The 21,388-nt window shown below is 62.7% G+C and carries 20 protein-coding genes; 14 read left to right on the forward strand and 6 right to left on the reverse strand.

What is annotated here, in order from left to right:
• Positions 1–126: 126 nt before the first annotated feature.
• The 5 genes from AC3WN7_RS27190 (at position 127) to nahK (ending at position 7,456) form a co-directional block, all read left to right on the forward strand.
• On the forward strand, positions 127–1,371 hold the full coding sequence (locus AC3WN7_RS27190; RefSeq protein WP_102675677.1) for an FAD/NAD(P)-binding oxidoreductase: 1,245 nt from the start codon (positions 127–129) through the stop codon (positions 1,369–1,371).
• Between the two features lie 9 nt (positions 1,372–1,380).
• Positions 1,381–2,187 (forward strand): sulfite exporter TauE/SafE family protein, encoded by an 807-nt coding sequence (locus AC3WN7_RS27195; RefSeq protein ID WP_095967632.1) that lies wholly within the window; start codon positions 1,381–1,383, stop codon positions 2,185–2,187.
• A 209-nt stretch (positions 2,188–2,396) separates the two neighbouring features.
• On the forward strand, positions 2,397–3,581 hold the full coding sequence (locus AC3WN7_RS27200; protein WP_095967633.1) for a porin: 1,185 nt from the start codon (positions 2,397–2,399) through the stop codon (positions 3,579–3,581).
• A 154-nt stretch (positions 3,582–3,735) separates the two neighbouring features.
• Positions 3,736–4,893, forward strand: coding sequence for a nitric oxide-sensing protein NosP (nosP, locus tag AC3WN7_RS27205; protein ID WP_102675678.1), 1,158 nt, complete (start codon positions 3,736–3,738; stop codon positions 4,891–4,893).
• The gene (gene nahK, locus AC3WN7_RS27210; protein WP_102675679.1) at positions 4,823–7,456 is read left to right on the forward strand and encodes a hybrid sensor histidine kinase/response regulator NahK/ErcS'; all 2,634 of its coding nucleotides are present in this window, start codon (positions 4,823–4,825) and stop codon (positions 7,454–7,456) included. Before nosP ends, nahK begins: the two co-directional genes overlap by 71 nt.
• A gap of 113 nt (positions 7,457–7,569) precedes the next feature.
• On the opposite strand, the gene AC3WN7_RS27215 is transcribed toward nahK, so the two are convergent.
• The 6 genes from AC3WN7_RS27215 to AC3WN7_RS27240 all read right to left on the reverse strand — a co-directional run bounded on the left by AC3WN7_RS27215 (position 7,570) and on the right by AC3WN7_RS27240 (position 12,766).
• Positions 7,570–8,235, reverse strand: a complete 666-nt coding sequence (locus AC3WN7_RS27215; RefSeq protein ID WP_007976602.1) for a response regulator transcription factor — start codon at positions 8,233–8,235, stop codon at positions 7,570–7,572.
• A gap of 56 nt (positions 8,236–8,291) precedes the next feature.
• Positions 8,292–8,849, reverse strand: coding sequence for a PQQ-dependent catabolism-associated CXXCW motif protein (locus AC3WN7_RS27220; protein WP_102675680.1), 558 nt, complete (start codon positions 8,847–8,849; stop codon positions 8,292–8,294).
• Between the two features lie 226 nt (positions 8,850–9,075).
• Positions 9,076–9,867 (reverse strand): ABC transporter permease, encoded by a 792-nt coding sequence (locus tag AC3WN7_RS27225; RefSeq protein ID WP_095967637.1) that lies wholly within the window; start codon positions 9,865–9,867, stop codon positions 9,076–9,078.
• Entirely contained in the window at positions 9,864–10,595 is a 732-nt protein-coding gene (locus AC3WN7_RS27230; RefSeq protein ID WP_095967638.1) for an ABC transporter ATP-binding protein, read from the reverse strand. The genes AC3WN7_RS27225 and AC3WN7_RS27230 overlap by 4 nt, the downstream gene beginning before the upstream one ends.
• Complete coding sequence (locus AC3WN7_RS27235; protein WP_102675681.1) at positions 10,592–11,551, reverse strand: YVTN family beta-propeller repeat protein; 960 nt, start codon at positions 11,549–11,551, stop codon at positions 10,592–10,594. The genes AC3WN7_RS27230 and AC3WN7_RS27235 overlap by 4 nt, the downstream gene beginning before the upstream one ends.
• Before the next feature lie 30 nt (positions 11,552–11,581).
• Positions 11,582–12,766, reverse strand: coding sequence for an ABC transporter substrate-binding protein (locus AC3WN7_RS27240; RefSeq protein WP_095967640.1), 1,185 nt, complete (start codon positions 12,764–12,766; stop codon positions 11,582–11,584).
• Positions 12,767–12,923: 157 nt separating this feature from the next.
• Here AC3WN7_RS27240 and AC3WN7_RS27245 point away from each other — a divergent pair, with 157 nt between their 5' ends.
• The 9 genes from AC3WN7_RS27245 (at position 12,924) to pqqB (ending at position 21,316) form a co-directional block, all read left to right on the forward strand.
• On the forward strand, positions 12,924–13,088 hold the full coding sequence (locus AC3WN7_RS27245) for a hypothetical protein (RefSeq protein ID WP_172435761.1): 165 nt from the start codon (positions 12,924–12,926) through the stop codon (positions 13,086–13,088).
• A gap of 56 nt (positions 13,089–13,144) precedes the next feature.
• Complete coding sequence (gene pedF, locus AC3WN7_RS27250) at positions 13,145–13,606, forward strand: cytochrome c-550 PedF (protein WP_015095433.1); 462 nt, start codon at positions 13,145–13,147, stop codon at positions 13,604–13,606.
• A 3-nt stretch (positions 13,607–13,609) separates the two neighbouring features.
• Positions 13,610–14,485 (forward strand): substrate-binding periplasmic protein, encoded by an 876-nt coding sequence (locus AC3WN7_RS27255; RefSeq protein WP_095967641.1) that lies wholly within the window; start codon positions 13,610–13,612, stop codon positions 14,483–14,485.
• A gap of 10 nt (positions 14,486–14,495) precedes the next feature.
• On the forward strand, positions 14,496–15,257 hold the full coding sequence (locus tag AC3WN7_RS27260) for a quinoprotein dehydrogenase-associated SoxYZ-like carrier (protein WP_102675682.1): 762 nt from the start codon (positions 14,496–14,498) through the stop codon (positions 15,255–15,257).
• A 16-nt stretch (positions 15,258–15,273) separates the two neighbouring features.
• Positions 15,274–16,209, forward strand: coding sequence for a quinoprotein relay system zinc metallohydrolase 1 (locus AC3WN7_RS27265; RefSeq protein ID WP_102675683.1), 936 nt, complete (start codon positions 15,274–15,276; stop codon positions 16,207–16,209).
• 282 nt (positions 16,210–16,491) lie between these two features.
• Positions 16,492–18,267 carry a PQQ-dependent methanol/ethanol family dehydrogenase gene (locus AC3WN7_RS27270; protein WP_102675685.1) on the forward strand — a complete coding sequence of 592 codons (1,776 nt, stop codon included), beginning with the start codon at positions 16,492–16,494 and terminating at the stop codon, positions 18,265–18,267.
• 230 nt (positions 18,268–18,497) lie between these two features.
• The gene (gene exaC, locus AC3WN7_RS27275; RefSeq protein ID WP_015095428.1) at positions 18,498–20,018 is read left to right on the forward strand and encodes an acetaldehyde dehydrogenase ExaC; all 1,521 of its coding nucleotides are present in this window, start codon (positions 18,498–18,500) and stop codon (positions 20,016–20,018) included.
• A 256-nt stretch (positions 20,019–20,274) separates the two neighbouring features.
• On the forward strand, positions 20,275–20,346 hold the full coding sequence (gene pqqA / locus AC3WN7_RS27280; RefSeq protein WP_003253598.1) for a pyrroloquinoline quinone precursor peptide PqqA: 72 nt from the start codon (positions 20,275–20,277) through the stop codon (positions 20,344–20,346).
• Between the two features lie 55 nt (positions 20,347–20,401).
• Complete coding sequence (pqqB, locus tag AC3WN7_RS27285) at positions 20,402–21,316, forward strand: pyrroloquinoline quinone biosynthesis protein PqqB (protein ID WP_102675686.1); 915 nt, start codon at positions 20,402–20,404, stop codon at positions 21,314–21,316.
• Positions 21,317–21,388 lie beyond the last annotated feature (72 nt).

Raw genomic sequence — 21,388 nt, forward strand, 5'->3', positions numbered from 1 at the left:
CGCGAAGGCGGTGTGTCAGCCAACGTTTATGTCTACTGACACACCGCCTTCGCGAGCAAGCCCGCTCCCACAGTAGTTTTGTGTGTTGACTGGAAAAATCCTTGCGTGCAGCAAAAGGAACAAGCAATGAACGATCAACACTGGGGCCCATCCATCAGTGCAGATATCGTGGTGATCGGCGGCGGCACGGCGGGCATAGGCCTTGTCGCCAGCCTGCTCAAGCGTAGCCCGCACCTCAACATCACGGTGATCGAACCCGACTCCCGGCATTTCTATCAACCGGCCTGGACGCTGGTCGGCGGTGGCGCCTACAACGTGGAAAACACCGTGCGGCCAATGGCGTCGGTGATGCCGCGCGGGGTCAATTGGGTGCAGGCTGCCGTGACCGGCATCGACCCCGATCATGGCCGGCTCATCCTCAGTGACGCGCGCACGGTCAGCTATAAGAACCTGATCGTATGCCCCGGCCTGCGCCTGGCCTGGGAGAAAATCGAAGGCCTGGAGGAGACCCTCGGCCAGCACGGCGTGACCTCCAACTACAGCTACCGGCACGCGACCTACACCTGGGACCAGGTGCAGAAACTGCGCGGCGGCAAGGTGCTGTTCACCCAGCCGGCCATGCCGATCAAATGTGCGGGGGCGCCTCAAAAAGCGCTGTACCTGTCCTGTGATCACTGGAACAGGGCCGGTGTGCTGAACAACATTGACGTCGAGTTCAATCTCGCGGGCGCGGCACTGTTCGGCGTGGCGACCTTTGTCCCGCCGCTGATGAAGTACATCGAGAAGTACAACGCCCGGCTGGCATTCAATTCGAATCTGGTCAAGGTCGACGGCCCGGCGAAAACCGCGTGGTTTGACATTAAGGACGCCGAGGGCACTGTCACCCGCCAGGCAAAAACCTTTGACCTGCTGCATGTCGTACCGCCTCAGGTGGCCCCGGATTTCGTCGCCCGGAGTCCGCTGGCCGACGCCGCCGGCTGGTGCGAGGTCGATCCCCACAGCCTGCAGCATCCGCGTTATCCAGGCGTCTTCGCGCTGGGGGATATCTGCGGCACCAGCAATGCAAAAACCGCCGCGGCGGTGCGCAAGCAGATAGTGGTGGTGGCCGAAAACCTGCTGGCCTTGCGCAAGCAACGACCACTGCCGCTGAAGTACGACGGCTATGGCTCCTGTCCGCTGACGGTGGAGAAGGGCAAGGTGATCCTGGCCGAGTTCGGTTATGCGGGCAAATTGCTGCCGACCTTTCCCCTTGACCCGACGACGCCGCGCCGCTCGGCGTGGTGGCTCAAGGCAACGCTGCTACCGTGGTTCTATTGGAACGGTATGCTCAAGGGTCGCGAGTGGCTGACGCGTCTGTCCAGGGTCGACTGAGAACTCCCTATGTTGCTGGCAAGTCTGTTTGGCGTGGTAATGGGGTTGGTATTGGGATTGACTGGAGCGGGCGGCGGGATTCTCGCGGTGCCGGCCCTGGTATTGGGATTGGGCTGGAGCATGACCCAGGCCGCTCCGGTGGCGTTGTTTGCGGTGGGCAGTGCGGCAGCGGTCGGCGCCATCGATGGATTGCGCCATGGCCTGGTGCGGTATCGCGCGGCGTTGCTGATCGCCGCACTCGGTGCGGTGTTTTCGCCGGTGGGCATCTATTTCGCCCATCAGTTGCCGGAAAAAATCCTGATGATCCTGTTCAGCCTGCTGATGGTCATGGTGGCCTGGCGGATGTTGCGCCGTGAACGCAAGGACGAAGGCCCGAGCGACCACGGGCACGCGAACTGGGGCCAGAAAAACTGCATGCTCGATCAACAGACCGGGCGCTTCTCCTGGACCGCCAAATGCACCGCGACCCTCGCCGCGCTCGGAGCGGTCACGGGTGTGGTCTCGGGATTGCTGGGGGTGGGCGGCGGCTTCCTGATTGTCCCGGCGTTCAAGCAACTGACTGACGTGCAGATGCGCGGAATCATCGCTACTTCTCTGATGGTGATCAGCCTGATTTCGGCCATCGGCGTGATCGGCGCGTTCCATGCCGGCGTGCGCATCGACAGTGTGGGTGCCACCTTCATTGGCACGAGCATTATCGGCATGATCATCGGCCGCAAGCTGTGCGCCCGGGTGCCGGCGCGGGCGTTGCAGGTCGGGTTCGCCAGCATCTGCGTGGTGGTCGCCGCCTACATGTTGCTCAAGGCCAACGCCTAGCCGGTACCGGTTCCTGTGGATGCCAGTCGGGTCCACAGGTCTACACCCTAAGTGGCGAGCCTCGCCGACGAGCGGTCTTACGCCATAGCGGTCACGCGCCGCCAGCCAATCCAAAGCACCTCAAAACCAGCCCCAAGGCAGCGTATGGCGCCGCCCGTCAGGTTTCGATAATCGCCTCCGACACTCAGTCCCCCGTTTCGGAGCGCGCCATGCACAACAATAAGAACGTCACGCATCGTTTTCTGCCAGCCTTTATCGCCAGCCTGTCTGCCCTGGGCCTGAACCAGGTGGCTGAGGCGGATATCATGCTGTACGACAAGGACCAGACCACGTTCTCCACCGACGGCTACATCAACGCCTTCTACGTAAACAGCGATGTCGACCGCGCCGGCGATCAGTACGACCGTCGGCAGTCGCGGGTCAAGATGGGCTTTTTGCCCAACTACCTGGGATTCAACATGGGCAAGCAGGTAGACGATCTCAAGCTCGGCGCCCGCGCCTCGTTCTGGGTCACCATCAACGACAGCCAAACCAACGGCACAGACACCGCGATCGACGTGCGGCAGTTCTTCGGCACCGTGGCCAACCCGGAGTGGGGCGAGGTACTGATCGGCAAGGACTTCGGCTTGTTCGCCCGTTCCAACATCCTGCTCGACGAAATGCTCGCCGGTTACGGCCAGGTCAGCGATACGTTGGGGCTGGTGGATGGCGGCGGGGTGTCGTTCGGCAACATCGGCACCGGTTACCCGTATCCGTTCCCGACCTCGCAGATCACCTATCGCACCCCGGTGATGGACGGACTGCGCGTGGCGGTCGGCATCATGGACCCGGTGGACACCAACGACAGCAGCCCGACGGGCAAGGCCTATCAGGAAAACCCGCGTACCGAGAGTGAAGTCACCTATCAGTTCGACCTGGCCGGGGCAAAGATCTACAGCTGGGTCAACGGCAGCTACCAGACCTCGGACAACACCGATTCCACGGTCGAGACCGTCACCTCCAAGGGGGTCGGTTATGGCGTGCAGGCGAAGATGGGCGGCTTGTCCCTCACCGGGTCCGGTTTCCAGGCCAAGGGCATCAACCCGTTTTTCACCAACAATGCCGGCGAGCCGACCTTGCGCAACGTCGACAGCGACGGCTACCTGATGCAGGGTTCCTACAAACTGGGCAAGAACCGCCTGGCCTTGTCCTACGGCAAGACCAATGACGACGGCAACGGTGTGGTCGGCAGCGGCGCGGACTACGAGACCCGCGGCATCGCGTTGTTCCATGACGTGAACGACAACCTCAAGCTGGTGGCCGAGTACAACCAGTTCGAAATCAACGGCCACGACACCGATGAGCAGAACGAAGACACCGACACCTTTGCCGTGGGCGCGGTGCTGACCTGGTAACCCCGGGAGGTGGCCCTGGCCGTGCGCATCGCGGCGAGGGCTGCCAACCGTCTCATCCCATCGAAGCGGCTACCCGCTACCCAAGTAGCATTCGTCGCACCCCACAGACTTCGTACACTCGTGCCTCATACACACGCACCTGCGGGAGGTAAGGATGCAGCAGAGCGAAGGCGTCGTCAGTGCAATGTCCCAGGCCACCGATGCCCGACAGGTCGCGCAGGAACTGGCACGACAGTTGTTGCATCCGCACCTGGGGTTCGTACTGTTCTTCTGTTCCGCCGAATACGACTTGCAGGCGCTGGGCCAGGCCTTGCAGCAAAGCTTCGGTGGCATTCGCCTGGCGGGCTGCACCAGCGCCGGGGAAATCACCCCGCTGGGCTATGGACGCAATTGCGTGACGGCGGTGGGTTTCGACCACCGGCACTTTTCCATCTCGATCGAGCTGATCGACCAGATGGAGCACTTCAGCCTGATCGACGCCCAGCAAATGGTCGAGCGTCTGGTCAGTGGCTGTCGCAGCAACACCCTGGCCCCGATCAAGGGCAACAGCTTTGCCCTGACCCTGCTCGATGGCCTGTCCAGTCGTGAAGAAATGGTCCTGGCAGCCTTGAGTGCGGCCTTGGGCGACATTCCGCATTTCGGCGGTTCGGCCGGCGACGATAACTACCTGACCCATACCCATGTGTACTTCGATGGCGAGTTCCACAGCGGCGCGGCCGTGGTGGTGCTGGTCAATACCTGGCTGGATTTCGAAGTGTTCACCACCCACCACGTGCTGCCCCGCGCTGAAAAGCTGGTGGTCACCGGGGCCGACAGTACCTTGCGCCGGGTCTTCGAGCTCAATGCCGAGCCGGCTGCCGAGGAGTACGCCCGGCACATCGGCGTGCCGGTGGCGCAGCTTGATCACCGGGTCTTTGCCGCGCACCCGTTGGCGGTGCGGATCAACCAGCAATACTACGTGCGGGCCATCCAGCAGGTGCATCCGGACCTGAGCCTGAGTTTCTACTGCGCCGTGGAAAACGGCATCGTCCTCACCGCCATGACCCCGGGGCCGATGCTGCCGAACCTGCAGAGCCTGTTCGAGGGGTTGCAGGAGCGCCTGGGGGATTTGCTGCTGACCATCGGTTGCGACTGTTTCCTGCGGCGTCTGGAACTCGAAGACGACGGCAGCCTTGATCAGATCGGCGGTTTTTTGCGTGAGCAACGGGTGATGGGTTTCAACACCTATGGAGAACAGTTCAATGGCATGCACATCAACCAGACCTTCACCGGCGTTGCCATTGCCCGTGGCCGTGCCCCAGGAAATCGCTGAGCTGCAGGCCGAACTGGCCGGGCTGCGCCTGGAAAACCACAAACTGCAGCGCATCAATGGCGCGCTGATCGAGCGGGTCGAGTCCGGGGGAACCCGCGGCAACGATCCGTACGCGGCATTCCAGCATTCGGTGGTGCTGGCCGAGCAAGTGCGCGAACGCACCGATGCCCTGAACCAGGCCATGGCCGAACTCAAGGCCGGTAATCATTTGCTCAGCGAAGCCCGTTTGCGCGCGGAAACGGCGCACCAACACCTGATCGATGCCATCGAAAGCATTTCCGACGCCTTCGTGCTGTTTGACGCCGACCAGCGCATCGTGCTGTTCAACAGTCGCTTCAAGGCGTTCTGGAGCAACAGCCGGGTGCGGATCAACGCCGGCATGCGCCTGACCGAGGTCAAGCGGCTGATGATGAACAACGCCCTGTTCACCGAAGAGCCGCGCGGGCATGCCGACGAAAACCTGCTTTACCGCCTGCAGAACGGGCGCTGGCTGCAAGTCAGCGAGCGCCCGACCCAGGAAGGAGGGCGGGTGATCCTGTTCACTGACATCACCGACGTCAAACTCAGCGAAACCATACGCCGTGAGCAGGCGGTGGCGCAGAAGTCGCATCTGTTGCAACGGGCGGTCGACAACCTGTCCCAAGGGGTGGCGATGGTCAGCGCCGAGGGCATCCTGGAGTTGTGGAACCGGCGGTTCCTGGAGTTGAGCGGCCTGGCGCCGGTGGCGGCCCATCGCCCGTTTGCCGAAGTGATCGCCGACAGCGAGCTGAACCTGCTGACCCCGGCCAGTCGCGATGGCAACGGACGACCGGTGCGCGAATGCGAGCAGCGCCTGTACGATGGCCGGGTCCTGGAAATCCGCACCCATCCGTTGCCCACCGGCGGTTTCGTCAACACCTTCACCGACATCACCGAGCGCTACCAGCACGCCGAGGCGCTGAGTGAAAGCGAACACTGGATTCGCCTGATCACCGATCACGTGCCGGCATTGATTGCCTACCTCAATGCCGACCTGGTCTACGAGTTCACCAACAAGGTCTACGAAGAGTGGTACTGCTGGCCCCGCGGCGTGATGCTCGGCCAGAGCCTGCGCGAAGTGCACAGCGAGCAGCATTACCAGCGGCTGGAGCCCTACGTGGCCAGGGCACTGGCCGGCGAGAGCGTAACGTTCGAGTTCGCCGAAACCAACGTCAACAACCAGGAGCGCTACATGCTGCGCTCCTATGTGCCCAACCGTCTGGCCAGTGGCGAGGTGGTGGGGATTTTCGTGCTGATCCGCGACATCACCGAACGCCGCCGCACCGCCGAGGCGCTGCATCAGGCGTATCAGAACCTGGAGCTGCGGGTACGCGAGCGCACGGCGGAATTGACCACCCTCAACGACCAGCTGCTGCGCGAGATCGATGAGCGACGCCTGGTCGAGTCACGCTTGCGCGAGGCCAAGCAGGAAGCCGAGCAGGCCAACCTGTCGAAGACCAAGTTCCTCGCCGCCGTCAGCCATGACCTGCTGCAACCGTTGAATGCCGCGCGCCTGTTTACCAGTGCCTTGCTGGAACGGCGCGAGCCGATGTCCAGCGAGATTCTGGTGCGCAACGTGAGCAATTCCCTGGAAGACGTGGAGAACCTGCTCGGCACCCTGGTGGATATTTCCAAGCTCGATGCGGGGGTGATCAAGGCCGACATTGCGCCGTTCGCCCTCAGTGAACTGCTGGACAACCTGGCCGCCGAATACACCCAAGTGGCGCGCAGTGAAGGCCTGCAATTGCACTTCATTGGCTGTTCGGCGCTGGTGCGCAGTGACATCCAGCTGCTGGCGCGGATCCTGCGCAACCTGCTGAGCAATGCGATTCGCTATACCTACAGTGGTCGCGTGGTGCTCGGTTGCCGGCGGCATCATGAGTGCCTGACGATCGAAGTCTGGGACAGCGGCTTGGGCATTGCCGAGCATCGCCTGGAGGAGATTTTCCAGGAGTTCAAGCGTGGTGATGTGCAGCGCCCCGATCAGGATCGCGGCCTGGGCCTGGGCCTGGCGATCGTAGAGAAGATTGCCGGCATCCTCGGGCATCCCATTCATGTGCGCTCGTGGCCGGGCCGGGGTTCGATGTTCTCGGTCGAAGTGCCGTTGAGCGCTACCGCGCCGAAGCCGCAGCCCGCGTTGCAGATGAGCGAGCCGATGCTCGAGCGCCTGCGGGGGGCGCGGATATGGGTGCTGGACAACGACGCGACCATCTGTGCCGGCATGCGCACCTTGCTGGAAGGGTGGGGGTGTCGGGTGGTGACGGCGCTGTCGGAGGAGGACCTGGCGCGGCAAGTGGACAATTTCCACGCCGAGGCCGACCTGCTGATTGCCGATTACCACCTGGACAACGATCGCAACGGTGTCGACGCCGTGGCGCGCATCAATGCCCGGCGCGCGTCACCGGTTCCGGCGATGATGATCACGGCCAACTACAGCAATGAACTCAAGCAGCAGATCCGCGAACTGGGCCACACCCTGATGCACAAGCCGGTGCGGCCGATGAAGCTGAAGACGGCGATGAGTCATTTGCTTGGCCGACCTTGAAATCTTCGGAGCATGGGACGGCCCCTTCGCGAGCAAGCCCGCTCCCACATTTGGAATACGGTCAAATGTGGGAGCGGGCTTGCTCGCGAAGGGCGCGCCGCGGTCTTGATGACTCAACGCCGCAAATAAGACCCGAAATCAATATCCCCGGCACTCAGGATCGCCTGCACCCGGTTGTGCACGTTGAGCTTGCGCAGGATCGCCGAGACGTGGGCCTTGACCGTGGTCTCGGCGATTTCCAGGGTGTAGGCGATCTGTTTGTTCGATTCGCCCTTGGTCATGCGTTCCAATACCTGCAACTGCTTGCGGGTCAGGGCCTGGAGCAGTTCGGGCGGGAAGCTCGGGGTGTCGTTCATCCGCCGGTGGGTGCTGCTTTTGGCGGTGCGGATGATGTCCGGGGGCAGGTAGACATTGCCATTGAGAATCTGCTGGATGGCATCGGTCATCTGGGCGCGGGGTGAAGACTTGGTGATGAAACCCACCGCGCCGTAGGTGATGGCTTGCAGCACGATCTGTTTGTCCTGTTCGGCGGAGACAATCACCACCGGAATGGTTGGCGCTTCGTTACGCAGGTTGATCAGGCCATTGAGCCCGTGCATGCCGGGCATGTTCAGGTCGAGCAGGATCAGGTCCAGGTCATCGTGTTCCTGGGTCAGGGCCAGGGCGCTGTCCAGATCGGCGGTTTCCATCACTTCGCTGCCGGCAAAACCGTCGCTGATGACGTTGTGGATGGCTTCGCGAAACAGCGGGTGATCGTCGGCAATCAGAATTTTGTACATGGCCTTTCACCTCATTATTTTGATTATGGTGTGGCAACAACACGCACGCGTAAAGCTCAGGGAAAGGGTTCGGGCCTGGCTGGCGAAACCGGCAGATTGGCCGCTTGCCAGGCGTCCAGGCCATCGCGATACCAATACAGGGTCTTATAGCCCATGGTGGCTGCGCGCTTGACCGCATTCCAGCTCAACCAGCAGTCGGAGCGGCAATAGAAGACCAGCGGTTGCGTCGGGTCGCCGGCGGTCAGCTTTTTCAGGTTGGCGGCGAAATAGTCCTGCCATTGCGGCGTCAGCTCACCGTCACCGGTATTGGCCAGCCAATGGCTGCCGGGCAGGTTTTCATGGGGCTGGTCTTCGATGAATTGCCCTTGCAGCCACTGGCGGCGGTAGACATCGATCAGCAGCGGGCGCGGGGTTTGGCCGAGCAGTGCTTGCAGGGCGTGGGTATCGACGATGGTTGCGCCTTGCAGCTGGTCGGGCGTCGGGCTGCGGTACAGGCCGATGCGATAGCCGTCGCTGGAGAACAGTGCAGTGTCGGCCTGGGCGGTGCTTAGCAGCAGGCCCAGCGACAGGGCGGCGAGAGCAGGGCGCAACAGGCAACGTCGGGCACGTGGCATGGGGTCGGTCCTTATAGTTATGGACCTATTACATGCCAGTCGGGGGGCGTTGGGAATGCGACGATAGACAGGGAAACCAGTACTAAAGTAGTAATTTCACCCTGTTCAATGAAGATCCCCCCTGTGGGAGCGGGCTTGCCCGCGAAGGCGTAGTGTCAGTCAACTTATTTATTGATTTTGCCGCCGCCTTCGCGAGCAAGCCCGCTCCCACATTTAAATCGTGTTGTCAGCCCGCCTTGCGCAAGGCCGCATGCTGCGGGTTGAAGGTCAGTACGGCGAGCAACGCGAACAGCAGCGTCAGCCCCGTGCACACTGCCAGCGCCAGCGGATTGAAGCGTTCATACAGGGCAAAACGCACCAGCTCCACCGCGTGGGTGAACGGATTCACCGCGCACAGCCAGTACAGCCATTCGCTGGCCTCACGCATCTTCCACAGCGGATACAGCGCCGATGACAGGAAAAACAGCGGAAAGATCACGAAATTCATCACCCCGGCAAAGTTCTCCAGCTGGCGGATCGCGTTCGACAGCAACAGGCCCAGTGCGCTGAGCATCAACGCCACCAGCAGCAGCGCCGGCAACGCCAGCAACAGACCCATGGCCGGTGGCCGCACGCCATAGGCCCAGGCAATCGCCAGGAACGCATACACCTGCAGCAGCGAAATCAGTGACGTGGCCACCAGTTTGCTGCACAGCAGGAAGGTTCGGGGCAGAGGGCTGGTCAGCAGCACGCGCATGCTGCCCATCTCGCGGTCGTAGACCATCGACAGAGACCCCTGCATGCCATTGAACAGCAGGATCATGCAGGCCAGGCCGGGAATGATGTAGACCTCGTACGGAATGTAGGTGTCGTAGGGCTCGATGATCGCTATACCCAGCGCCGCGCGAAAACCGGCGGCGAACACCAGCAACCACAGCAGCGGTCGCACCAGGGCGCTGAGAAATCGCGTGCGTTGCAGCACAAAGCGCAGCCACTCGCGCAGCACGATACCGCTGAAACATTGCCAGTAAGCATTCATTGGGCAGCTCCCGATGTAGTCAGGCGGGTGAAGGCCGAACCGAGGTCACCGCCGTGCTCCAGGCTCAGCGCATCGGCCTGTCCGCTGGCCACCAGTCGGCCTTGATGCAGGATCAGCAAGTCATCGCTGGGTTGCACTTCGTCGAGCAGGTGGGTGGTCCAGAGCACGCTGATGTGTTCCTCGCGACACAGGCTGCGGATGTGCTGGTTGAGCGCCAGGCGACTCGCCGGGTCGAGGCCGACACTGGCTTCATCGAGCAGCAAAAGGCGCGGCTCATGCAACAGGGCGCGGGCAATTTCCACCCGGCGACGATGGCCGCCATTGAGTTCGCGCACCCGTTCGCGGCGGCGCTCGGTCAGGGCCTGGCGGGCCAGTTCGGCGTCGACCCGAAGGTCGGTCTGGCGCCGGGACAGGCCATGCAATGCCGCGTGATAACGCAGGTTCTGCTCGACGCTGAGGTCCAGGTCCAGGGTGCTCTGCTGGAACACCACGCCCAATTGCCTGAGCGCCGGGCGTGCCGCGCTGCGCAATGAACAGCCACCGACGCGGATCTCGCCGTGCTGCAGATCATAGAGCCGGGTCAACAGGGCAATCAGGGTCGACTTGCCGGCGCCGTTGGGCCCCAGCAGCGCGGCGAAACGCCCGGGCTCCAGGCTGAAACTCACTTTGCGCAAGGCCTCCCGGGCGCCGTAGGCAAAGCTCAGGTCACTGACTTCAAGGGCGTTCATGGCGTCACCACCACGCCCCAGGGATAGCGCCCGACCTTCACCGATTTGCTGACCTTGAGGCTGTCGACATCGATCACCGAGACATCGCCGCTGACGCCGTTGGTGGCCAGCAACTGCTTCTGATCCGGGGTGAACGCCATCTGCCAGACCCGTCGACCCACCAGCAGGTAATCGAGAATCTCGAAGGTCCTGGCATCGATCACCGCCACATGGTTGGCCGGGCCCAGTGCGACGAAGCCGTACTTGCCATCGGCGCTGAGCTTGATGCCGACCGGCTGGACCTTGTCCGGGTGCACGCCCTTGATCTGGAAGTTCAGGGTCTTGAGCACGGTGCGGCTGGCTACATCGAGAATGGTCACGGTGCCGCCGATTTCCGCTGAGGCCCAGAGTTGTGCGCCATCTGGGGAGAACTCGACGAAGCGCGGGCGCTGGTCCACCAGGGTGCTGTCGGCCAGGGTCTGGGTGCTGGTGTCGATCCAGTGCAGCATGTTGGTGGTTTCGCTGGTGTTGACCGCCCACTGGCCGTCAGGGCTGACGGCCATGCCCTCGGGCTCGACGCCGACTTCGATCTGGCCGAGGACGTTGGAGGTCTCGGTGTCGATCACCGTGACCAGCGCATCGTCTTCGTTGGAGACGTACAACCAGCGGTTGTTCGGGTGCAGGGCGAATTGCTCGGGGTCTTTACCCGAGGGCAGTTCCTTGATGATCTTGCGTGTGGCCACGTCCATCACCTGGACCCGGTCCGAGTCGCTGGCGCAGATGTACAACAGCTTGTTGTCATGGGACAGCAGCAGGCCCCGGGGGCGCTGGCCGACGGGCAGGGTGTCGGTGACTTGCAGGGTCTGCATGTCGATCAGGCTCAGGCTGTTGTCCTTTTCGTTAGAGACCCAGGCAGTGCTGGCAACGGCATGGCCAGCGGCGAGCAGCAAGGTGCACGAGAGCAGGGTGCGGCGCATGGCGGATTCCTTGTTGTTGTGATGTTCGGATCAGGGAAAGCGGCAGCTGACCTCGGGTTTGTCGTAGCCCAGGCTGTCCATCTCGTTGAACGGGTGCAGAAAGCCGTCCTGGGGTGAAGTGCTGACCAGCGCCCGGGGCTGGACGATGGGAATCGGCTGGCGCAACTGGCCGTTCCACGGCCGGTAGCTGAGCTTGCGACCCTTGAAACCGTCGAGGGGCAACTGGTCGCTGATTTCAAGGGTACGGATTGCCATCGGCTCGGCCTGGCGCAATTTGCTCACGGCACTGGCGATGCTGCGCACGGCCATCCAGGCGGCGAAATCGCGGTCATTCATCCAGCGCCCGGTCAGGGCTTCAAAGCGTTTTTGCAGCTGCGCGGCACCGTAGGTTTCCACGGTCTTGTGCCAGCCCACCGGGGTCAGGCCCTGGGTGCCGGCGACCGGGCGTGGGTACCAGGTCTGGTAGGGCACGTATTCACCGAAGTCGCCGCGTTCATCGGCCACCAGTACCACGTCGTACTCGGCGGTCTGGGTGAACAGCGGCATGTCGGCCTGGGCGCTGCGGCGTTGGTCGTTATCGAAGCTCCAGGTTTTTTCCGCCACCAGTTGCAAGCCGAAACGCTTGGCCCCGCGGCGCAGGGCGGCGGCATAGGCTTGATCGTCGGGCGTCGGGCCGACAATCAGCAGCGCCCGTTGCCATTTGCGCAACACCAGAAACTGCGCCAGCGCATCGGCGAGCATCGCCCGGCTCGGCAAGGTGTGCAGCACGTTCGGCAGGCAATCGGTGGTGCGCAGGCTGTCATCGGCACTGCCGGCGTTGAACAGCAAACTGTCGGGCAGTGCCGCACTCAATTGGCGCAGGCTGGTCGCGGGGGCATTCACCACAAACAGGCGCAGGCCTTGTTCGTGCTGAGTCTTCGCCGCTTCGAGCAAGGCCTCGGGGCTGTCGACGCTGGCGCTGACCAGGCTGTAGCCGTGGTTGAGAAAACGCCCGGTGCTGTTGCTGTCAGTGATCGCCAGTTCGGCACCGCGCAGCCCGGCATCGGTGGGTTCGGGGATGACGTTGGACAACAATGGGCCAGGGTCGGGGCGATAACCCAGGTAGCCGATCCGCACCTGCAAGGGGGCATCGGCGGCCTGGCTTTGGGTGGCCAGGCCGGCGGCGCAGGCAATCGCCAGCAGGTAGATCAGGGCGTAAGGGGCAAGCTGGCGCATAAGGCTCTCCATGACCGTTAGCGCCAGCATAGGAAGCCTGGGGTGCAGTGAAAATATGCAGAAAGTACCGAAGGGCCAGTACCAAGGTAGTAGCCCGCCACGCACGGCGCGGTTCTAGCATGGGCAACCACGGCCATTGATCTGGAGGGGATTGACCATGCGTATCGTCAAAGCACTGCTCCTGCCGTTTCTGCTGATCCTGACCCTGATCGGCGTCGACCGGCTCCAGGGCCCGCGTCCGGTGTCCCACGATCGCCTTACGACCAAGGGAGTAGGTGGCGACCACCAAAGCAGCATGGGGTCTGGGCGCAGGGCTTTCTAAGATGGCTGCCATAGCCTCTGCCAAGAGGTTTTGCGTGCAATCCAGAGGGCATGACAATGACAACAAAACGCAACGCCTTGCTCGTGACCGGTCTATTGGCCAGTTTGATCAGCGCAGGTTCGGTCTGGGCCCACGGCAACGTGGTACCACAGGCTGTCGCCACCCAGGGCCTGACCCCGATAAAAGATGCCGGTGTGCAGCTCGATGCCGATGGCTGGGCCGCGGTGAACCCGTATCGCACCGCCCCGGAACACGACAAGGCAGTGGAAATCGGCGCTTCGGCCTATACCCAGAACTGCGCGGCCTGTCATGGCCTGGAGGCCAAGTCCGGCGGTATCGCCCCCGACCTGCGCATGCTCGATGTCGGCGAGGCGGGCGATGAATGGTTCGCCGAACGGGTGCGCCATGGCGCGGTACGCGACGGTCGCGTGTACATGCCGAAGATGGCCGACTACCTGAGCCAGGAAGCCCTGTGGGCGGTGCGCACTTATCTGGACACTGTGCACGTCGAGGAGTGACCCATGCGCCTGTTCGCGGTGTTGATCAGTGCTCTGTGGCTGTGCTGCCAGGCGGCGCAGGCGCAGGTTCGCAACTACGACGAAATGATCGCCGCCGGGGAGCTGAAGGTGGCGGTCTACAAGGACTTCGCCCCCTACAGCTTTGAACGTGCCGGCAAACCCCAGGGTGTCGATGTCGAGCTGGCCGAAGCCCTGGCCAAGGCGCTCGGCGTGCGCCTGACGCTGATCTGGGCGCCGGCCGGGGAAAAGCTCGACGACGACCTGCGCGATTACATCTGGCGTGCCAGTGCCTTGCACAACCAGCAACTGGCCGACCTGATGATGCGCGTGCCCTACGACCACGACTACGCGCAGAAGCGCAATGAGCTCGGTGAACTGGTCAACGGCCATGTGGTGATGTTCGGTCCGTACCAGAACGAACAATGGCAGGTGGCCTATGACCGCCGAAGGCTGGACAAGGTCGCCAGCGTCGCGGTGTTCGAGCAGCACCCGATTGGTGTCGAAGTCGACAGCGTGCCGTCGTTCTACCTGACCTCGGTGTTCAACGGCATGCTCGCCGGCAAGACCCATCACTACCCCGGCGTGCCCCAGGCGTTTGCCGCGATGAAGGCCGGCGAGGTCGACGCGGTGATGGCCATGCGCGGCGAAATCGACTGGCAAGTGCACGAAGCGGCCGATCCGCAGCTGGCGCTGGCAGAAAATGCCTACCCGAACATGGGCAAGCAGCTCTGGGAAATCGGCATGGCGGTGCACGAAAGCAACCGGCAACTGGCCTATGCCGTGGAAGAAGCGCTCGAAGGCCTGATCCGCGAGGGTTCGGTGAAGACCATCTACGGCCGTTACGGCCTGCAATACGACGTGCCCGAGATGTATCAATAAGGAGCAGGCGATGAAATGGCGAGGGAGTTGTCTGTTGGCCTGCTGGTTGAGCCTGGCGGCACAGGCTGGCGCTATCGATCCCGGCAAAGACCCGGTGCCATCGGTGATGTGGGCTTTCTATCACCAGCAGTTTCTGGGCAATGCGCCGTTCGTTTTCGATGAACGGGTCAAGCTGCTGGCGCCGCCGTTTGCCGAAGATGCCCGGCAGGTGCCGCTGGAAATCGACGCCCGGGCGTTCAAGGGCGAGGTGGTAAGAATCCTCGCCTGGGCAGAACTGAATCCGTTGCCGAAAATCGTCGACTTCCAGCCGCTGGATTCGGTTTTGCCCTGGTTGTCGTTGCGCATCCGCATCGAACAGGCCACGCCCCTGCGCGCGGCGGTGTTGACCCGCGACGGGCTGTGGCATGTCGGCTCGACCCTGATTGACGCCGCAGGTGGCGGTTGCACCGCGCCGAGTGTGGTGCGCACCCAGTCGGGCTGGGAGGAACACATCGGCGAAGTGCTCGGCGGGCGCTATCCCCGGGACGGGTTCAGTCGTTTGCGTTTGCAGGTGGCCCACCCCATGGACAACGGCATGGTCAGCGGCATTCCGGAATTCTTCATCAACCATGCCGAGCTGCGTGACCACAACCAACACGTGCTGGCCCGGCTGGAGCTGTTCCCCGCGGTCAGCGAAAACCCCAACCTGGCCTTTGACATCGAGGGGGCAGGGCAAACACGTCTGTTACTGCGGGACAACAGTGGCAATGAGTTCGATGCGTCGATCCCCTGACCCCAAGGAGCGTGGCATGCGCTGGATCCTGTTGATGGTGTTATGCGTCAGTCTGCCGGCCCAGGCCGATCTCGACTACTCACTCAAGCCCCGGCAGATCGCCCAAGACACCTGGCTGCTCGAAGGCAGCACCGATAATTTCGCCAAGGCCAACGGCGGCAACATCGTCAACACCGCGTTTATCGTCACTGAACGCGGTGTGGTAGTGATCGACACCGGGCCGTCCCGGCGTTACGGCGAAGCGATGCGCAAGGCCATTGCCGCCACCACCGACAAGCCGGTGATCGAGGTCTTGCTGACCCATCACCACCCGGACCATGTGCTGGGCAATCAGGCCTTCACCGACGTGCCGATCGGCGCCCTGGCCGGCACCACCGAGCTGTTGCACCGGCAAGGCGATGCCATGGCCGAGAATATGTACCGGATGGTCGGCGACTGGATGCGTGGCACCGAAGTGGTGTTGCCGACGCAGACGCTGACACCCGGCGTGAAAAGTTTTGGGAATCACGATCTGCGCTTGCTGAGCCTGGGTGGGCATACGGGCGCGGATCTGGCTATTCTCGACCAGCAAACCGGCGTGCTGTATGCCGGGGACCTGGTGTTTTATCAGCGGGCGCTGACCACGCCCAACAGTCCGGGGCTGTCAGTGTGGCTGGCGGACATCGCGACCCTGCAAGGCTTGCCCTGGACGCAGGTCGTGCCGGGCCATGGGCCGGTGGCCAGCGATCGGCAACCCTTCGAGCAGATGCGCGACTACCTGAGCTGGCTCGATCAGCTCATGCGCGACGGCGCGGCCAATGGCAGTGATATGGCCGAGATGCTGCGCAGCCCCATCCCCGAACGCTTCGCCGGGATCAACCTGAGCCGTTATGAACTGATCCGCAGCGTCAGTCATCTGTACCCGCGATACGAGCGCGAGCGGATGACGCGGGTGGATTCTGCCAGCAAATAGCCGACCCAAATCCCCTGTAGGAGCGAGCTTGCTCGCGATGGACGATAATGATAACGCTGGCAGCCTGACACCCAGCGGTGTCCTTGAGTCCATCGCGAGCAAGCTCGCTCCTACAGGGGGCCGGTGCTGTTCAAAAATCTTGTGTCCATCTCTTCCCACCCTGTACCAAGGAACTAGCAATCTCCTCATTGCGGGCAATTGTTGTCAGGGCGGCGGCGCCCAAGAATCTGCACCAGACCGGAAAATTTCCGGACATAACAAAAATCCGCAGAGGAAGCCGTCATGACTCAACCCGCACGTCGCCAGCCCTTCGTCCTGAGCTTGCTGCTCAGTGCCATGCTGTTGTCCGGCCAGGCATTGGCCGGGGTTTCCGACCAGGACATTCTCCAGGACCCGAAGAACCCGGAACAGGTCGTGACCAACGGCCTCGGCGTTCAAGGGCAGCGCTACAGCCCGCTGGATATTCTCAACGTCGACAACGTCAAGGAGCTGCGCCCGGCCTGGGCGTTTTCCTTCGGCGGTGAAAAACAGCGGGGCCAGCAAGCGCAGCCGATGGTCAAGGACGGCGTGATGTACATGACCGGTTCCTACTCCCGGGTCTTCGCCGTGGATGCGCGCACCGGCAAGAAACTCTGGCAATACGATGCGCGCCTGCCCGATGACATCCGCCCTTGCTGCGACGTGATCAACCGTGGCGTCGCGCTGTATGGCGACCTGGTGATCTTCGGCACCCTCGACGCCAAGCTCGTGGCGCTGAACAAGGACACCGGCAAGGTGGTGTGGAGCAAGAAAGTCGCCGACCATAAGGAAGGCTACTCGATCAGCGCCGCGCCGCTGGTGATCAACGGCAAGCTGATTACCGGCGTGGCCGGTGGCGAGTTCGGCGTGGTGGGCAAGATCGAGGCCTATGACCCGAAAAACGGTGCTCTGCTGTGGACCCGGCCGACGGTCGAAGGCCATATGGGCTACGTCTACAAGGACGGCAAAGCCGTGGAGAACGGCATCTCCGGTGGCGAGGCGGGCAAGACCTGGCCGGGCGATCTGTGGAAAACCGGCGGTGCGGCCCCTTGGCTTGGCGGTTATTACGATCCGGAAACCAACCTGCTGCTGTTCGGTACCGGCAACCCGGCGCCGTGGAACTCGCACCTGCGCCCTGGCGACAACCTCTACTCCTCGTCGCGCCTGGCGCTCAACCCGGACGACGGCACCATCAAATGGCACTTCCAGAGCACGCCCCACGACGGTTGGGACTACGACGGCGTGAACGAGCTGGTGTCGTTCAACTACAACGAAGGTGGCAAGGAGATCAAGGCCGCGGCCACGGCCGACCGTAACGGTTTCTTCTACGTGCTGGATCGCACCAACGGCAAATTCATCCGCGGCTTCCCGTTCGTGGACAAGATCACCTGGGCCACCGGCCTGGATAAGGACGGCCGGCCGATCTACAACGACGCCAGCCGTCCCGGCGCCCCGGGTTCGGAAGTCAAGGGCAGCTCGGTGTTCGTAGCACCGGCGTTCCTCGGTGCGAAAAACTGGATGCCGATGGCCTATAACCGGGACACCGGGTTGTTCTATGTGCCGTCCAACGAATGGGGCATGGACATCTGGAACGAAGGCATTGCCTACAAGAAAGGCGCGGCGTTCCTCGGCGCCGGCTTCACCATCAAGCCGTTGAACGAAGACTACATCGGCGTGCTGCGGGCCATCGATCCGAAAACCGGCAAGGAAGTCTGGCGCCACAAGAACTACGCGCCGCTGTGGGGCGGGGTGCTGACCACCAAAGGCAACCTGGTGTTCACCGGCACGCCTGAAGGCTTCTTGCAGGCGTTCAACGCCAAGACCGGCGAAAAGGTCTGGGAGTTCCAGACCGGCTCTGGCGTGCTCGGCTCGCCCGTGACCTGGGAAATGGACGGCGAACAGTACGTCTCGGTGCTCTCCGGCTGGGGCGGCGCGGTACCGCTGTGGGGCGGCGAAGTGGCCAAGCGGGTGAAGGACTTCAACCAGGGCGGCATGCTCTGGACGTTCAAGCTGCCCAAGGACCTTGTGGCCAAGCACTGATCCCTTGTGGGAGCGGGCTTGCTCGCGAAAGCGGTGTGTCATTCAGCAAGTTTGTGGCTGACACAACGCATTCGCGAGCAAGCCCGCTCCCACATTAATTTGTGTGAAACCTACGACCAAATAACGAGAGCCCCTCCTGCCAACGACGCATTCGTCTGGCACGCGGGGCTCTCTAGTATCGGCTCATCGCCTGTCAGTACGACAGGCATCGACCCAGACAGAGGCCCACCATGATCTACGCACAACCCGGAACCCCAGGCGCCGTCATTACCTTCAAGCCGCGCTACGGCAACTTCATCGGTGGCGAGTTCGTTGCCCCGATCAATGGCGAGTACTTCACCAACACCTCGCCGGTCAACGGTGAAGTGATCGCCGAATTCCCGCGCTCCAGCGCCGCCGACATCGACAAGGCCCTCGACGCCGCCCATGCAGCTGCCGACGCCTGGGGCAAGACCTCGGCCCAGGACCGCTCCCTGGTGCTGCTGAAAATCGCCGACCGCATCGAGCAGAACCTTGAGGTCCTGGCCGTCACCGAAACCTGGGACAACGGCAAGGCCGTGCGCGAAACCCTGAACGCCGACGTACCGCTGGCGGCCGACCACTTCCGTTACTTCGCCGGCTGCATCCGTGCCCAGGAAGGTGGGGCTGCCGAGATCAACGAGCTGACCACGGCCTATCACTTCCATGAGCCCCTGGGCGTGGTCGGGCAGATCATTCCGTGGAACTTCCCGCTGCTGATGGCCGCCTGGAAACTCGCCCCGGCGCTCGCCGCCGGCAACTGCATCGTGCTCAAGCCTGCCGAGCAAACACCGCTGTCGATCATGGTGTTCGCCGAGCTGATCGCTGACCTGCTGCCAGCGGGCGTGCTGAACATCGTCCAGGGCTTCGGTCGCGAAGCCGGCGAGGCCCTGGCCACCAGCAAGCGCATCGCCAAGATCGCCTTCACCGGTTCGACCCCGGTGGGCGCGCACATCATGCATTGCGCTGCCGAGAACATCATCCCGAGCACCGTTGAACTGGGCGGCAAGTCGCCGAACATCTTCTTCGAGGACATCATGAACGCGGAACCGGCGTTCATCGAAAAAGCCGCCGAAGGCCTGGTGCTGGCGTTCTTCAACCAGGGCGAAGTCTGCACCTGCCCGTCCCGGGCGCTGGTGCAGGAGTCGATCTACGAGCCGTTCATGGCTGAGGTGATGAAGAAAATCGCCAGGATCAAGCGCGGCAACCCGCTGGACACCGAGACCATGGTCGGCGCCCAGGCGTCCGAGCAGCAATACGACAAGATCCTCTCGTACCTGACCATTGCCCAGGAGGAGGGCGCCGAGCTGCTCACCGGCGGCGCGGCCGAACGCCTGGAGGGCGACCTGTCCAGCGGTTACTACATCCAGCCGACCCTGCTCAAGGGCCACAACAAGATGCGCGTGTTCCAGGAAGAAATCTTCGGCCCGGTGGTGGGTGTCACCACCTTCAAGGACGAAGCCGAAGCCCTGGCGATTGCCAACGACAGCGAGTTCGGCCTCGGCGCCGGCCTGTGGACCCGCGACATCAACCGCGCCTACCGCATGGGCCGGGCGATCAAGGCCGGACGGGTGTGGACCAACTGCTACCACCTGTACCCCGCGCACGCCGCGTTCGGCGGGTACAAGAAGTCCGGCGTCGGCCGCGAAAACCACAAGATGATGCTCGATCACTATCAGCAGACCAAAAACCTGCTGGTGAGCTACGACATCAATCCGCTGGGGTTCTTCTGACTCCTTAAGCACGACGCATAACCTGTGGGAGCGGGCTTGCTCGCGAAAGCGGAGTGTCATCCAACAGAGATGTTGACTGGCACACCGCTTTCGCGAGCAAGCCCGCTCCCACATGGGTTATGTGTGTTTTGTAAGTCCTGCAACACCCCCTACCAAATCACCCCGCCAACTCCTTCGAAAGTAGCATTCGGGCGCCCGATGCCCCGTGCATTAATGGCTCTACCGGAATCACCCGGCACAAGAAGAGGAATGACCCATGTGGACTAAACCCGCGTTTACCGATCTGCGCATTGGCTTCGAAGTGACGATGTATTTCGCCAACCGTTGATTGATCACCCGGCCAGCCGATGCGTTGGCCGGGCCTGCCTTCTGGAGCATCTGCCATGCACATCCGCGTTCTCGGTTCCGCCGCTGGCGGTGGTTTCCCGCAGTGGAACTGCAACTGCCGCCAGTGCGCCGGTGTGCGCAATGGCAGCCTGCGGGCCCAGCGCCGTACGCAGTCGTCGATTGCCTTGAGTGACGACGGTGTGGAGTGGGTGCTGTGCAACGCGTCACCGGACATTCGCGCGCAACTCGAAAGTTTTGCGCCTCTGCAACCGGCGCGGCGCCTGCGTGACAGCGCCATCGCCGGCATCGTGCTGCTGGACAGCCAGATCGACCATTGCACCGGTTTGCTCAGCTTGCGCGAAGGCTGCCCCCATGACGTCTGGTGCACCGAGCGTGTGCATCGGGACCTGAGCAGCGGTTTCCCTTTGTTCAACATGCTCGGCCACTGGAACGGCGGACTGCAATGGCAACCGATCGGCCTCGATCGCCAGCCGTTCGGCATCCCGGCCTGCGGGCATTTGCAGTTTCGCGCCATTCCCCTGGTGAGCAACGCGCCGCCGTATTCACCCAATCGCGGCAACCCGCAACCGGGCGACACCATTGGCCTGTTCGTTGAAGACCTGCGCAGCGGCGCGTCGCTGTTCTATGCCCCGGGCCTTGGCCGAATCGACGATGAAGTGCTGGGCTGGATGCAGCGTGCCGATTGCCTGCTGCTGGACGGCACCCTGTGGCGCGACGACGAGATGCGTATCTGCGAAGTCGGCCAGAGCCTGGGCAGCGAAATGGGGCACCTCCCACAAAGCGGCCCCGGCGGGATGCTGGACGTGCTGGAGGGTTTCAACCGCCAGCGCAAGGTGCTGATCCACGTCAACAACACCAATCCCATTCTCGATGAAGACTCGGCCGAGCGGGCTTTGCTGGAGCGGCGGGGGATTGAAGTGGCTTATGACGGCATGAGTATTGAGCTGTAGCGAAGGACGCCTTCGCGGGCAAGCCCGCTCCCACAGGTTTTGTGGACACTGCCGAACCCTGTGGGAGCGGGC

This window comes from Pseudomonas sp. FW305-70 (assembly GCF_058783925.1).

Excerpts from the sequence above, each read along its gene's own strand:
- AC3WN7_RS27235 (WP_102675681.1), bottom strand. The coding sequence starts at position 11,551 with ATGCGCCGCACCCTGCTCTCGTGCACCTTGCTGCTCGCCGCTGGCCAT.
- pedF (WP_015095433.1), top strand. The coding sequence starts at position 13,145 with ATGACAACAAAACGCAACGCCTTGCTCGTGACCGGTCTATTGGCCAGT.
- exaC (WP_015095428.1), top strand. The coding sequence starts at position 18,498 with ATGATCTACGCACAACCCGGAACCCCAGGCGCCGTCATTACCTTCAAG.
- AC3WN7_RS27245 (WP_172435761.1), top strand. The coding sequence starts at position 12,924 with ATGCGTATCGTCAAAGCACTGCTCCTGCCGTTTCTGCTGATCCTGACC.
- AC3WN7_RS27240 (WP_095967640.1), bottom strand. The coding sequence starts at position 12,766 with ATGCGCCAGCTTGCCCCTTACGCCCTGATCTACCTGCTGGCGATTGCC.
- AC3WN7_RS27225 (WP_095967637.1), bottom strand. The coding sequence starts at position 9,867 with ATGAATGCTTACTGGCAATGTTTCAGCGGTATCGTGCTGCGCGAGTGG.
- AC3WN7_RS27230 (WP_095967638.1), bottom strand. The coding sequence starts at position 10,595 with ATGAACGCCCTTGAAGTCAGTGACCTGAGCTTTGCCTACGGCGCCCGG.
- AC3WN7_RS27270 (WP_102675685.1), top strand. The coding sequence starts at position 16,492 with ATGACTCAACCCGCACGTCGCCAGCCCTTCGTCCTGAGCTTGCTGCTC.
- AC3WN7_RS27195 (WP_095967632.1), top strand. The coding sequence starts at position 1,381 with ATGTTGCTGGCAAGTCTGTTTGGCGTGGTAATGGGGTTGGTATTGGGA.
- AC3WN7_RS27215 (WP_007976602.1), bottom strand. The coding sequence starts at position 8,235 with ATGTACAAAATTCTGATTGCCGACGATCACCCGCTGTTTCGCGAAGCC.
- AC3WN7_RS27220 (WP_102675680.1), bottom strand. The coding sequence starts at position 8,849 with ATGCCACGTGCCCGACGTTGCCTGTTGCGCCCTGCTCTCGCCGCCCTG.
- AC3WN7_RS27190 (WP_102675677.1), top strand. The coding sequence starts at position 127 with ATGAACGATCAACACTGGGGCCCATCCATCAGTGCAGATATCGTGGTG.
- AC3WN7_RS27255 (WP_095967641.1), top strand. The coding sequence starts at position 13,610 with ATGCGCCTGTTCGCGGTGTTGATCAGTGCTCTGTGGCTGTGCTGCCAG.
- AC3WN7_RS27260 (WP_102675682.1), top strand. The coding sequence starts at position 14,496 with ATGAAATGGCGAGGGAGTTGTCTGTTGGCCTGCTGGTTGAGCCTGGCG.
- AC3WN7_RS27200 (WP_095967633.1), top strand. The coding sequence starts at position 2,397 with ATGCACAACAATAAGAACGTCACGCATCGTTTTCTGCCAGCCTTTATC.
- nosP (WP_102675678.1), top strand. The coding sequence starts at position 3,736 with ATGCAGCAGAGCGAAGGCGTCGTCAGTGCAATGTCCCAGGCCACCGAT.
- nahK (WP_102675679.1), top strand. The coding sequence starts at position 4,823 with ATGGCATGCACATCAACCAGACCTTCACCGGCGTTGCCATTGCCCGTG.
- AC3WN7_RS27265 (WP_102675683.1), top strand. The coding sequence starts at position 15,274 with ATGCGCTGGATCCTGTTGATGGTGTTATGCGTCAGTCTGCCGGCCCAG.
- pqqB (WP_102675686.1), top strand. The coding sequence starts at position 20,402 with ATGCACATCCGCGTTCTCGGTTCCGCCGCTGGCGGTGGTTTCCCGCAG.